Source organism: Jatrophihabitans fulvus, from assembly GCF_054781375.1.
This window is the reverse complement of record NZ_BAAGUN010000004.1, coordinates 239,938-252,551: the sequence shown is the minus strand read 5'-3', so window position 1 is coordinate 252,551 and position 12,614 is coordinate 239,938. Positions and strand designations below refer to the sequence as shown.

The following is a 12,614-nucleotide window of genomic DNA, read 5'->3' as shown; positions in this document are numbered from 1 at the left end:
ACGTCCGTCATGGTGGCTCCACTCGACACCGTCCGCGAAGGGAAGCACATGACCGACGACCGGGCCGCCCGCGAGGCCGCCCTCACCGACACCGTCGTCGCGAGCTTCGCGGCGACCCCGGACCCCCGCCTGCACGAACTCGTCACCGCGCTCACGCGGCACCTGCACGCGTTCGCGCGCGAGGTGCGGCTCACCGAGCCGGAGTGGTCGGCGGCCATCGAGTTCCTCACCGCCGTCGGCCACATCACCGACGACCGCCGCCAGGAGTTCGTGCTGCTGTCGGACGTGCTCGGGCTGTCGATGCAGACGATCACCGTCAACCACCCGGCGGACGGCGGCGTGACCGAGTCGACCGTCCTCGGACCGTTCTTCGTCGAAGGCGCCCCCGAGGTCGCCGACGGCGGCGACATCGCGTTCGGCGCGCCGGGCGAGCCGTGCTGGGTCGAGGGCAGCGTGCGCTCCGCCTCCGGACGTCCCCTGCCCGGCGCGGCGATCGAGGTGTGGGAGGCCGACGACGACGGCCTCTACGACGTGCAGCGCGACGGCGACCGGACGAGCGCCCGCGGGCGGCTCGTGGCGGCCGGCGACGGCACGTTCCGGTTCTGGGCGCTCACCCCGACCCCGTACCCGATCCCCGACGACGGCCCCGTCGGACGGCTGCTCGCCGCCACGCACCGGTCGCCGATGCGGGCACCCCACCTGCACTTCATGGTGTCCGCCCCGGGCTGCGCCACGCTGGTCACGCACATCTTCGTCGCCGGCGACGACCTCGGCGCCGACAGCGTCTTCGGCATCCGGCAGTCGCTGGTGCGCGACTTCGAGCGACAGCCCGCCGGCACTCCGACGCCCGACGGTCGCGCCGTCGACGGCACCTGGACGCGGGTACGGTTCGACATCGTGCTGGCGGAGGAGAACGCGTGAGCCGCGCGGTCGTCTGCGCCGACCCGGACGAGGCGGTGGCCGGCATCGAGGACGGCGCCACCGTCCTCATCGGTGGCTTCGGCCCCGCCGGCCAGCCCGTCGAACTGATCGAGGCGCTGCGGCGCAGCGGCGTGCGCGACCTGACGGTCGTGAACAACAACGCGGGCAACGGCGACACCGGCCTGGCCGCCCTGCTGAAGCAGGGACAGGTGCGCCGCATCGTCTGCTCGTTCCCGCGGCAGAGCGACTCGTGGGTGTTCGACGAGCTGTACCGCCAGGGCCGCATCGAGCTCGAGCTCGTGCCGCAGGGCAACCTGGCCGAGCGGATGCGGGCCGCGGGCGCGGGCATCGGTGCCTTCTTCTGCCCCACCGGCGTCGGCACCCCGCTGGCCGAGGGCAAGGAGACCCGGACGATCGACGGCCGCGACTACGTGCTCGAGTACCCCATCCGCGGCGACGTCGCGCTGATCAAGGCGCATCGCGCCGACCACGCCGGCAACCTCGTCTACCGCAAGACGGCGCGGAACTTCGGACCGGTCATGGCGACCGCCGCCACGACGACGGTCGTCCAGGTCACCGAGCTGGGCGACATCGATCCCGAGCACGTCGTCACGCCCGGCATCTTCGTCGACCGGGTGGTGGTCGCGTGACCGTCGAACACCTCGACCGCGGACCCCTGGGACGCGACGAGATCCCGGCGCGCGTCGCCCGCGACATCCCGGCCGGCGCGTACGTCAACCTCGGCATCGGCCAACCCACCGCCGTGGCCGACCATCTCGACGTCGACAGCGGCGTCACGCTGCACACCGAGAACGGCATGCTCGGCATGGGCCGGGCGGCGCACGACGACGAGGTCGACCTCGACCTCGTCAACGCCGGCAAGATCCCCGTCACCGAGACCCCGGGCGCCAGCTACTTCCACCACGCCGACAGCTTCGCGATGATGCGCGGCGGCCACCTGGACGTGTGCGTGCTCGGCGCCTTCCAGGTGTCCGTCGCGGGCGACCTCGCCAACTGGCACACCGAGGCGCCGGACGCGATCCCCGCCGTCGGCGGCGCCATGGACCTCGCCATCGGCGCCAAGGACGTCTACGTGATCATGACCCTGTTCGACAAGGCGGGGGCGCCGAAGCTGGTGCCCGAGTGCACCTACCCCCTGACCGGCCTCGCCTGCGTCACCCGCGTCTACACCGACCACGCGGTCTTCGCCCTGCGCGACGGCCGGGTCGAGGTCGTCGAGACCTACGGCACCACGGCCGCCGACCTGGCCGACCGGCTCGGCGTCCCGCTCGCGTCCTGAGGCGTCACTCGCCGCGGGACTCGTCCGCCAGGAAGCGTTCGAGTTCCGCGCCGAGTTCGTCGGCGGACGGCAGGTCGTCGCCCAGCGTCGCCCGCCGCGTCGCCGCGGCGTCGTCGTACTGCTTCTCCAGCGCCGCGACCACCCGCTGCAGGTCCTCGGAGCCGGCCACCTCGCGCTCGATGGCCGTCCGGCTCACCAGCTCGGCGTCCTCGAGCGCGGCCGTGTCGAGCCGCAGCCCGGCGCGGGCGCCGAGCTCGCGCAGCAGAGCCAGCGCGGCGGCGGGGAACTGTGTCTCGGACAGGTAAGGCGGCACCGGGGCGGCGAGTCCCATCGTGTCGATGCCGGCCGTGCCGAGCCGGTACTCCAGCAGGTGGCCGGTGCTCGCCGGCACGACGATCTGGCCGAGCCAGGGCTGGTAGTCGGCGAACAGATCGCGCCGCGACCCGTGCACGATCAGCGGTGTCGGGCGGCTGTGCGGCACCGACATCGGGAACGCGTCGAGCCCGACGACGAGGCGGACGCCGAGCCGTTCGACGAGCATCGTCACCGCGGACGCGAACCGCTCCCACTGGATGTCGGGCTCGGGGCCGCTCAGCAGCAGGAACGGCGTCTCGTCGTTGTCGTGCAGCAGGCGCAGGGTGAGCTGCGGCGTCTCGTAGGCGCTCCAGTGGTCGGCGTCGAAGCGCATGATCGGCCGCCGCGCCCGGTAGTCGTAGAGCTGGTCGATGTCGAAGCGGGCCAGCACCGGCGCGTCGTCGGCCTCGCCGAGCAGGCTCAACCGGGCCAGCCGGACGGCGGCGCCGGCATCGACGAACCCGTCGAGGGTGTGCACGAGCACGGTGCCGGTGAGGTCGGGACGGTCCGGGTCGAGGTCGAACAGCTCCGCGGGATCGAGGGTCACCCCTCCATCTTGACGTGTGCGGGCGGGCGGCGCCCGTGTCGGCGTCAGGCGTGCCGGTGCAGGGCGTGCGCGGCGTAGCCCGCCACGATCGTGAGCAGGGCCCGGGTGTCGGCGTCGATGACCCGCGGCTGCGACCACGCCAGGGCGAGCGTGCCGAGGCAGGTGCCGGCCGCCAGCAGCGGCACGTGCGCCATAGCACCGGTGCCCGCCGTGGCCATGTGCTCGCCGATGCCGGGGAAATCGGCGTCCGCGGCGTCGCGGCTCTCGTGGAACAGCCCCGTGCGGGTGGCTGCGGCGGCCGCCACCGGGGCGCCGGTGGCGTAGGGGAAGCGGGCCCAGTGCGCGCGGGTGCTCTCGGGGAACGCCGACAGGTCGAGGTAGCGCATCATGGCGTCCTCGCCGGCCGTTCCCGGCACGATCAGCGCGATGCCGGTGAACACGGCGTCGAGGTGGTCGCGCAGGTGACGGGTGATCACCGTGCCCACCTGGTCGGCGGTCACGGCGTCGCCGAGGCTCTCGGTGATGCGCAGCAGGAGCTGGGTGCGCGCCAGGCTCGACTGCACCGCGTCGAGCTGGGCGGCGGCCGCCACGCTCAGCGCCCGCAGCGGCGGCGGCGTGTCGGGCGTGAGTGCGAACCAGGTGCCCGTGTAGCGGTTCGTGCGCGTGATGCCCCACTCGGTGGCGAGGGCGTCGAGGATGCGCAGGCCCCGGCCGTGCACGGCGTCGTCGCCGGGCCCGGGTGGCGGTGCGAAGTCGGCGAGCATCGTGGTCCGCGGGCCGGGTGTGGCGGTCACGGCCGTCTCCCGGACGCCGACGATGACCATCCGCTCGGTCGCCCGGACGTTCACACCGACGGTGCGCGACCCGGTGTAGCGCACCACGTTGGTCACCAGCTCGGAGACCAGCAGCTCGGCGTCACCCGCGCAGACGTCGTCGATGCCCCATGACGCCAGCACCGTGGCGACGTGTTGCCGCGCCGACCCCGCGGCGTGGTCGTCGACGGGGAACCAGACGGTGTCGGGGTCGTCGACGATGCGCGGGGCGCGCAGGGCGTCGCTGGTCACGTGGTCCTCCCGAGGAACGATCTTCGACAGGAGGGATACCCAGATCGGGACCGTGTCAGGCACTCGACGTCGTCACACCCAGGACGGCCAGTTCGCGCTCGAGGCCGCGCAGCAACGCGCCGGGGTCGGGCACCACGCGCTCGTCGGCGGTGACACCGAGCACGACCCGTCCGCCGTAGCTGATCACCGACACCCCGAGACCGAGCGATCCCACCTGGGGCGGCCACGCGATGATCCCCGCCAGCCGCCGTCCGTCGAGGTGCAGCGCCCGTCCCGGCCCGGGCACGTTCGTCACCACCACGCTCGCCTTGACCGCGAACGCGCTGACCACCGCCGACACGACCCGCCGGTGCGTCCGTCCGACCAGCGCGAGCACGGCCAGCGCCACCGGCGCGGTCGCGGACCGCTTGAGTGCGGCGGTGCGACGGCGGACGGCCGCGATGCGGGCGGCGGCGGACGGCGCGGTGACCGGGAGCCGCAGGAACACCAGACCGAAGCGGTTGCCGAGCTCGACCCGGGGCGAATCGAGCGGACGCAGGTTGACCGGCAGCACGGCCCGCACGTCGCGCACCCGCCCGTCCGCCATGACATCGCGCAGGGCCGCGCCGAGGGCGGCCAGCACGACGTCGTTGACGGTGGCGCCGGACGCGCGGGCGGCCGCCTTCACGCCGTCCAGCGGCAGCGGATCGGACCAGCGGACCGCCTTGGTGGTGCCCAACGGGCCGCGCAGCGCGGTGCCGCGGTCGGGCGGCAGGGCGACCAGTTGCGCCACCGCCCGCGTCACCCGCAACCCGCGCGAGACCACGTTCGGCAGCGGGGCCGCCGGCCCCGCCGCTCGAGGTGCCCCCAGCCCGCCGTCCTGGGCCTCGTCCGACAGCGACAGCAGCACCCGGAACAGTGCGACACCGTCGGCGATGCAGTGGTGCATGCGGGCCACGAGCGCCGTGCCGCCGCGGTAGCCGTCGACGACGTGGATGTGCCAGAGCGGACGCTCCCGGTCGAGCGGCGTCGAGGCCAGCGCCCCGACCCGGCGCTCCAGCGCGGCGCGGTCACCCGGTTCGGGCAGCCGTTCGCGGGTCACGTGCGCCATCGGGTCGAAACCGTCGACCGGTACCCACCACGCCGCGGTGCCGTCGTCGTCGACCCGCTGCGCGAACCGGGGGTGCTCCCCCACCAGCCGCTTCTCGACCGCGAGGCGGACGACGTCGTCGTCCAGCGGCTCGTCGAACCAGAGGACGGCGTTGACCACCACCTCGTTGACCGGCCTGTCCATGTGCAACCACGCGGCGTCGACCGCGGTCATGCGGATCCTGCTCATCGCTCACCCGTCCCGGCAGACAGTGACGCGAGGCTGCCCCGGCACCGCGACGGCCTACCGCACGGGTCAGTCGTCGTCCTCCTGCGCGCGGCGCTCGGCGCCCTGCTCGCCGATCGCGCCGGGGTCCTGCCCGGCCACGCGTCCGACGTAGTCGGTGTCGCCGGCCGCGTCGCGGCTGTCGACGCGGGCGTCGTCCAGCTCGACGTCGGCCTCGGCCTTGCGGGTACGTCCCAGGATCTTGTCCAACCAGAGCGGCATGGCGTCACGGTGCCCCGGCGGCGCCATCGCGAACCCGCGGGACCGCGACCACGAGCCGTCCCTCGACCCGCCCGTCCTCCAGCAGGGACGCGAACGCGTCCGCCTGCTCCTGCGCGCTGCGCCAGGCCTCCTCGTGCCCGTGGCGCTCGCGCACCCGGTCCTGCACCGCCTCGGCGCGGGAGTTCCAGTCGTCGTCCGCCGACGGCAGGTCGGACGTGCCGCGCCGGTCGGTCACCTCGAGCCCGGCGCGCTCGATCAGCTCGTCCAGTTCGGCGTCGGACGGGAACACGTTGCCGGCGGGACCGCCGCTGACGTCCTCGACGGTACGGACGTACACGAGCAGGCCGACGCGGCCGGCGTCCGCGACGACCCGCCGCAGCTCGGCGACGAGCTCGGTCTGCTCGTCCGTCGTACACAGCACGGCGATCGACCACACGACGTCGAACGATCCGTCCGGGAACGGCAGGTCCTGGCCGGGAGCGATCACGGCCGGCAGCCGGAACAGCCGGGTGGCGGCCCGGCACGCCCCGGCCTCGGGTTCGGCGAGCACCGGACGCACCCCGGTGCGCTGCGCGGCGAACGCGGCGGGGCCGCCCACCCCGGCGCCGCAGTCGAGCATGAGGTCGTCGGCCGTGACCGACAGCCGGTCGAGCAGCCAGCCGAGCACGCCCGGGCCGCCGCTGCCCCGGCACGCGGCCGGCAGACGGTGATCCTCCCCCAGCTCGAGGGCGGCCTCGGCCGTCCACCACGCGACGGTGTCGAACTCGTCGTCCATACGGTCGTTCAACCGGACCTCCTCACACCGGCGAGGCCAGTCGGCGCGCGATCTCGGCCTTGACCTCCGCCCCGGCCATCGGGTCGCCGGTGACGGCCGACCCGGACAGGTTCACGCCGGCGACGCCCTCGATCGCCAGCAGTTCACGGGCGACGTCGACCGCGGCCGCGACGCCCGCCTCGAACGGGTCGGGCGCCGTCACCACCGCATCGACGACACCACGGTCGAGATGCAGCCCGGGCAGGGCGTCGAGCACCGCCGCCGACGCGACGTCGGTGTACACCGCGACCCCGGCCACCACCGGGACGGTCAGGCCGGCGGCGCGCGCCGCGGCCACGAAGTCGGCGAGCGCGGCGGCCGACGCGACGTGGTTGAGCACCGCCACCGAGGCGCCCGCGCGCTGCTTCTGCACCAGCCGCTGCGGGCGTCCGCCCACCGGCGGGGCGGTCGGCGTCTCGGGCACGGCCGCGGTCAGTCCCGTCGCCGCGGCCAGGGACGCCAGCCGGGGACCGTCCAGGTCGAACACCTGGGTGACGTCGGGACGCACGTCGTAGCCGCGGCCGTCCCCGGTCACGCAGAGCACGGTGCGCACCCCGACCGACGCCAGCCCGTGCAGCTCCTGCTCGAGCACGACCCGGTTGCGTTCGCGGCACGACAGCGTGATCCACGGGGTCGCGCCGGCGTCGAGCAGCGCGCTCGCGAGCAGAGTGGGTGGGAGATCCGGACGGTTGCTGTGCTCGCCCACGAGCACGGCGCCGCAGTGCTCGGCCATCGTCCGCGCGAGGCGGGTCGCGGTGGCGAGGTCGAACGGCGGGGCCGAGAAGTCGGCGAGCACCAGGGGCACGTCCGCGGGTGCGGCGGCGACGGGGTCGGGCCACGGCACCGGGCCGTCGAACACGCACGGGTGCGGTCGCATCTCGCACGCACCGTCCGGCCGCACCCCGCCGCACGGCCCGAACACCATCCGCTTCGGACAGTCGGGTCGGACGGAGGGGGCCGCGGTCACACGGCGTGCCTACCCGGCGTGCACCACCGTCAGGACAGCACCCGGACGGTGCGGGTGACCGGCGCTTGCCGCACCGACAACCCGGCGACGGACGCGCGCAGCGTCACCGCCTCGGTGCCCTCCTTCACGCGGTCGCGGACGGTCGGGATCGCCAGCACCGCACTGCGCCGGCCGGCCGGCAGGTCGACGAACAGCTCGGTGTCGAGCGCGGCGAGCGCCGCAGCCGTCCCCGGTTCGTAGGCGTGCTCGCGCAACCACGCCGCCGGCACGTCGGCGCCGCGCAGATCGCGTCCCGGGCCGAACACGACACGGGCCGCCACGTACGTCTCGTAGGCGACGGGGCTGCTCAGCGTCAGCCGCCACTGCGCGCTCGAACCCTCCCGGACCACCGACCTCACCGGCGTCAGCGTGACCGTCGGCGCGGGGTCGTCGTCGAGCACGGTGAGCGCGCCGACGTACCGGTCGGTGACGACGTTCGTCGTCGCGCCGACGAGCACCACCGTCGCGAGACGGGACGGGCTGTCGAGCCGGTCGGAGAGGTAGCCGACCGGGATGGTGCCCGACTGCTGGCCAGGGGCGAGGTCGACGGCGAACACGCGGTTGCTGATCGCGTCGTCGCCCTGGGTCGAGACGACGAACCGCCCGGCCCGGTCCATCGGGCGCGACAGCGTGAAGGGCACCCGCGCGATCCGGGTGCCGCCGGCGTTGCCCTCGGGAACGGACACCGACCCGACGGACAGCGTCGGCAGGCGCGTGCCGGACGCCGCCGGCACCGTGCCCACGCTCGCCGCGAGATCGGCCACCCAGACCTGCCCGCGGCTGCTGTCGCCGACGATGCCGACCGCGGCCACGTGCGCGAGGTCGACCGAGCCCGCGACCGACTGCGGGTCGATGCGGACGGTCTGCGCCCACAGCTTCTCGGCCTGGTCGTAGTCGCCCGGCGGCGACGCGGGGAGCGGGTCGACGGTGCCGCCGCCCTCGGGGACGACCGCGGCGGTGTGCCCGTCCGCGTCGACGACGGTGACGCGCAGCCGCACCGGCCCGTACCGCGGGTCGACGATCGTGCGCAGGTCCAGCACCCGCGACCGCAGGTCGAGTTCCCGGGCGAGGTGCAGCCCGGCCGTCCGGTGCGCCGCCGTCCAGCGCACCTGCCAGAACGTGCGCTTCGCGACCGGCTGTTCGTCCCGGGCCGGCCAGAGGGGCGTGGTGATGCCGGAGAGCTCCGACCCGCAGAGGTCGGGCCGGTAGTCGTCGGACGTCGCGCCGGTGCAGAACGAGCTGTCGGCGCCGAAGGGCAGGGTCAGGGTGGTGTCCCGACCGGGACGCCGCACGTCGCGGTCACCACCGACCGCGTGGCTGTACACCAGGGCGCGGCCCGCCGAGGGGACCGCGACCTGCGACCCGTCGAACAACGGCAGCAGGTCGGCCGACTCGGCCGCGTCGGTGAACATGCGCACCGCGCCGGCGACGTAGGCCTTGCCCACCGATCGTTGCGCGGCCGCGGACAGCCGGGCCGACGTCTTCGTGCCGCACAGCAGGCTCGGGTCGCCGCCCCAGTCGTCGCTGGACGGCGCGACCGAGACGCCGGGCGTCCACTCGCTGTTGAAGTAGTTGTGGTTCGCGCCCATCACCAGCACCGAGCTGTGCAGCGCGGGACCGGCGCTTTGGTCGCGCGCGATGTCGGTGAAGCGCTGGCCCTGCAGGTCGCTGACGTCGCCGTCGCAGTAGGGCAGCAGGGTCACCGTCGGCACGTCCGACGCCGTCTGGCTCGCGAAGTCGGTGGGGGCGATCAGCACCTGTCCGACGACGCGGTACGGCGCGGAGGTCGGGATGCGGATGGCCGCCCGGTCGACGCCCTCGCCACCGCGGCTGTGACCGACGAGCACGACCCGGCTCAGGTCGACCTGGTGCGCCGTGGCGATCGTCGCCCAGTAGTCGAGGTGCCGCTGCACGATCGTGGCGCGGGCGGACGCGCCGCCGTCGGCCAGGTCGCCGTCCTGCGCGTTGATGCCGTTCGTCCGGATCGACACCGTCGTGTATCCCTGCGAGGCGAGCAGCTGCTGCGCGTACACGTAGCCGAGCTGGCTCGGCACCTCGCGCATCACGCCGCGGCACGGCCAGTCGTAGTCGGGCTCGCCCTTGCGCGCCTGGTAGCAGTACTCGTGCCGGCCGTGCAGGAACAGCACGAGCGGACGGGGTCCGGTGGCGGCGCCCGCCACCGGCTCGACCACGTGGCCGACCATCTCGATCGGCGCGGCCATGCCCGCAACCTTGACCGACGGACGCACGTAGTCGCTGCTCGTCGTCGCGTACGGCCCCGGCACACCGGGGTCGAGGCCGATGTCCGGCACCGGCGCAGCCGCCGCCCGGGGCACGGCCGCCGGGGTCATCGCCGGGCGGGAGGTCGTCGTCCGGTCGAGGCGCCGGCCCGACAGCACGACCTGCAGGGCGCGCGCGTCGGGACGCGTCCGCGCGGCCACGACCGTGCGGACGGTGCGTCCCGCCGTCACCGGCACGCCGATCGCCGCGCCCGAGCGCGTCACGATCTCGGGACGGTCGGAGCGGACGGGCAGCCGCCGCGGCGCGGTCCAGCTGACCTGCCAGCGGCCGGCCGTGAGGCGCTGCACGCGCCAGCTGCCGACGGGCTTCGGCGCGGTCGACGAGGAGGATGCCGTCGTCGCCGCAGGAGCGGCCGCCGCGGTGCTCGCGCCCGTCGCACCCGCACCGGAGACGACGAGGGCACCGGTGACGAGGCCGAGCAGGGTGCGTCGCGGGATCGGGTGCATGTGCGGTGCCCTCCAGGCGTCACGTCCGCACACCGCGGAGCCGTCGCAGTCTGTCACTGCGGACGCGCCCGCGCACCGGCCGATGTGCCCTGGCGCCGGACGCCGATCGGGGTGGAGCGGGCGACGAGAATCGAACTCGCGTAATCAGTTTGGAAGACTGAGGCTCTGCCATTGAGCTACGCCCGCGTGCGGCTCGACGCCGCGACGACAGGATAGCTTGCGGGGGTGAACCCGACCCGCCTCACCGGTCCCCCGATGCGCCTGCGGCTCGCCGGTGCGAGCCTGCCGATGGTCGGACGGGTGCGCATGTACGTCTGCGGCATCACGCCCTACGACGTCACGCACCTCGGCCACGCCGCGACCTACGTCTGGGCCGACGCGTGCGAGCGCATCCTGCGCTGGCACGGCCACCACGTCACCGTCGCGCGCAACGTCACCGACGTCGACGACGTGCTGTTCGCCGAGGCCCGCCGCCGCGGCGAGTCGCACACCATGCTGGCGACGCTGCAGCGGGCGTCCTTCGAAGGCACGATGGCGACGCTGCAGGTCCGTCCGCCCGATCTCGCACCGTCCGCGGCGCAGCACATCGGCCACGTCGTGCAGCTCGCGGCGGCGCTGCTCGACCGCGACGCGGCCTACGAGCGCAACGGCACCGTGTACGCGCGCACCTCCGGTGCGTACGCGCACGTCGGTCTCGACCACGAGACCGCGCTGGCGCGGGCCGAGGAGTTCCACGACCGTCCGGGCGACCCCGACAAGGACGACCCGCTCGACACCGCGGTGTGGGTGGCGTCCGGCGCGGACGACGAGGTCAGCTGGCCCAGCCCGTGGGGCGAGGGACGTCCGGGCTGGCACGCCGAGTGCGCCGCCATGGTGCTCGCGCTGTTCGGCCCCACCGTCGACATCCACTGCGGTGGCGGCGATCTGGCCTTTCCGCACCACGCGTGCGAGGCCGCGCTCGGTGAGGCCGCGACCGGCGTCGCGCCGTTCGCGCGCAGCTGGTTGCGCGCCGGCATCGTCTCGGTCGAGGGCGGCAACAAGATGGCGAAGTCGTCGGGCAACCTCGTGCTCGTCGACGACCTGCTGAAGGACCACTCCCCCGGCGCCGTCCGGCTGATGTGCCTGAACCGGCGCTGGTCCGACGGGTGGACCTACAGCCCCTCGCTGCTGGACGACGCCGAGGCGACGCTCGAACAGCTCTACGCCGCGGCGGCCCGTCCGGGGGCGGCCCCCGGCGCGGCAGCCGTGCCCGCCGCCCTGCTCGACGACCTCGACGTCCCCGGCGCGCTGGCGATCGCGCTGGACGACGGCGGCCAGGCGGCGCGCACGTTCATCGAGATGTTGGCGCTGGGCTGAGCGACCCGCGGTGTCGGCGGCGGGCGGTTCGGGTACCTCCTTCGTGAGCCATCGACAACGAAGGAGCAACTCCCTGTGAGTGCAGTGCCCGACATCCTGCTCAACAACGGACAGCGGATCCCGCAGTTCGGCTTCGGCACCTACCAGATCGAGCCGAAGGACACCGCCGAGGCCGTGACCCGGGCCCTCGACGCCGGCTACCGCCACATCGACACCGCCCAGATGTACGGCAACGAGGCCGAGGTCGGCGAGGCCGTGTCGAAGTACGCCATCGACCGGTCCGACGTGTTCATCACCAGCAAGCTCAACAACGGCAACCACGAGCCCGACGACGCGCGGCGCTCGTTCGACGAGACGCTGGCCAAGCTCGACACCGACTACGTCGACCTGTTCCTCATCCACTGGCCGCTGCCGACCCGCTACGGCGGCGACTTCGTCCAGACGTGGAAGACGCTCGAGGAGTTCTACCGCGACGGACGGGCCCGCTCGATCGGCGTCTCGAACTTCCAGGCCTCCCACCTCGGACGCCTCGCGGCCGAGGCGAACGTCGTCCCCGCCGTGAACCAGATCGAGGTGCACCCCTACCTCACGCAGAGCGAGCTGCGCGGTTACTGCGCCGAGCACCAGATCGCCGTCGAGGCGTGGTCGCCCATCGCGCAGGGCAAGGTGCTCGACGACCCGATCATCACGTCCGTCGCCGAGAAGTACGGCAAGACGCCCGCGCAGGTCGTGCTGCGCTGGCACCTCGAGCGCGGCGACATCGTGTTCCCGAAGTCGACCACCCCCGAGCGCATCGTCGAGAACTTCGCGGTCTTCGACTTCGAGCTCGACGGCGACGACATCGAGACGATCGCGTCGGTCAACCGCGACGAGCGCACCGGTCCCGACCCGGACACGTTCGACTACATCCCGTAACCCGGCCGTCGTCC

12 protein-coding genes and 1 tRNA gene are annotated in these 12,614 nt (G+C 73.9%); 5 read left to right on the top strand and 8 right to left on the bottom strand.

Translation table 11 applies throughout. From position 1 onward, the window contains the following. Nucleotides 1-9: 9 nt before the first annotated feature. Genes ACYVP9_RS15410 through ACYVP9_RS15400 form a run of 3 tightly spaced genes read left to right on the top strand, consistent with a single transcriptional unit; the run spans nt 10 to nt 2,221 of the window. Nucleotides 10-921 (top strand): peptidase associated/transthyretin-like domain-containing protein, encoded by a 912-nt coding sequence (locus ACYVP9_RS15410; RefSeq protein ID WP_460605785.1) that lies wholly within the window; start codon nt 10-12, stop codon nt 919-921. After that, entirely contained in the window at nt 918-1,571 is a 654-nt protein-coding gene (locus tag ACYVP9_RS15405) for a sugar phosphate isomerase family (RefSeq protein WP_460605784.1), read from the top strand. The genes ACYVP9_RS15410 and ACYVP9_RS15405 overlap by 4 nt, the downstream gene beginning before the upstream one ends. Next, complete coding sequence (locus tag ACYVP9_RS15400; RefSeq protein WP_460605783.1) at nt 1,568-2,221, top strand: sugar phosphate isomerase family; 654 nt, start codon at nt 1,568-1,570, stop codon at nt 2,219-2,221. The genes ACYVP9_RS15405 and ACYVP9_RS15400 overlap by 4 nt, the downstream gene beginning before the upstream one ends. Nucleotides 2,222-2,225: 4 nt before the next feature. On the opposite strand, the gene ACYVP9_RS15395 is transcribed toward ACYVP9_RS15400, so the two are convergent. The 8 genes from ACYVP9_RS15395 to ACYVP9_RS15360 all read right to left on the bottom strand — a co-directional run bounded on the left by ACYVP9_RS15395 (nt 2,226) and on the right by ACYVP9_RS15360 (nt 10,515). After that, entirely contained in the window at nt 2,226-3,122 is an 897-nt protein-coding gene (locus tag ACYVP9_RS15395) for a PAC2 family protein (RefSeq protein ID WP_460605782.1), read from the bottom strand. Nucleotides 3,123-3,166: 44 nt separating this feature from the next. Next, nucleotides 3,167-4,186, bottom strand: coding sequence for a GAF domain-containing protein (locus ACYVP9_RS15390; protein WP_460605781.1), 1,020 nt, complete (start codon nt 4,184-4,186; stop codon nt 3,167-3,169). A gap of 55 nt (nt 4,187-4,241) precedes the next feature. Beyond that, a complete protein-coding gene (locus ACYVP9_RS15385; protein WP_460605780.1) occupies nt 4,242-5,489 on the bottom strand; it encodes a WS/DGAT/MGAT family O-acyltransferase in 1,248 nt (415 codons plus the stop codon). Between the two features lie 81 nt (nt 5,490-5,570). Further along, on the bottom strand, nt 5,571-5,762 hold the full coding sequence (locus ACYVP9_RS15380; protein WP_460605779.1) for a hypothetical protein: 192 nt from the start codon (nt 5,760-5,762) through the stop codon (nt 5,571-5,573). Nucleotides 5,763-5,766: 4 nt separating this feature from the next. After that, nucleotides 5,767-6,549 (bottom strand): class I SAM-dependent methyltransferase, encoded by a 783-nt coding sequence (locus ACYVP9_RS15375; RefSeq protein ID WP_460605778.1) that lies wholly within the window; start codon nt 6,547-6,549, stop codon nt 5,767-5,769. Between the two features lie 10 nt (nt 6,550-6,559). Further along, nucleotides 6,560-7,501: a methylenetetrahydrofolate reductase gene (locus ACYVP9_RS15370; RefSeq protein WP_460605922.1), complete on the bottom strand. Its 942-nt coding sequence runs from the start codon at nt 7,499-7,501 to the stop codon at nt 6,560-6,562. Nucleotides 7,502-7,572: 71 nt separating this feature from the next. After that, nucleotides 7,573-10,329 carry an alpha/beta hydrolase gene (locus tag ACYVP9_RS15365; protein ID WP_460605777.1) on the bottom strand — a complete coding sequence of 919 codons (2,757 nt, stop codon included), beginning with the start codon at nt 10,327-10,329 and terminating at the stop codon, nt 7,573-7,575. A gap of 112 nt (nt 10,330-10,441) precedes the next feature. Beyond that, nucleotides 10,442-10,515, bottom strand: a tRNA-Gly gene (locus ACYVP9_RS15360). A 39-nt stretch (nt 10,516-10,554) separates the two neighbouring features. Here ACYVP9_RS15360 and ACYVP9_RS15355 point away from each other — a divergent pair. Together ACYVP9_RS15355 and ACYVP9_RS15350 are read left to right on the top strand one after the other, a co-directional pair. Next, nucleotides 10,555-11,685: a cysteine--tRNA ligase gene (locus ACYVP9_RS15355; protein ID WP_460605776.1), complete on the top strand. Its 1,131-nt coding sequence runs from the start codon at nt 10,555-10,557 to the stop codon at nt 11,683-11,685. Between the two features lie 75 nt (nt 11,686-11,760). After that, a complete protein-coding gene (locus ACYVP9_RS15350) occupies nt 11,761-12,600 on the top strand; it encodes an aldo/keto reductase (RefSeq protein WP_460605775.1) in 840 nt (279 codons plus the stop codon). The last annotated feature ends 14 nt before the right edge of the window (nt 12,601-12,614 follow it).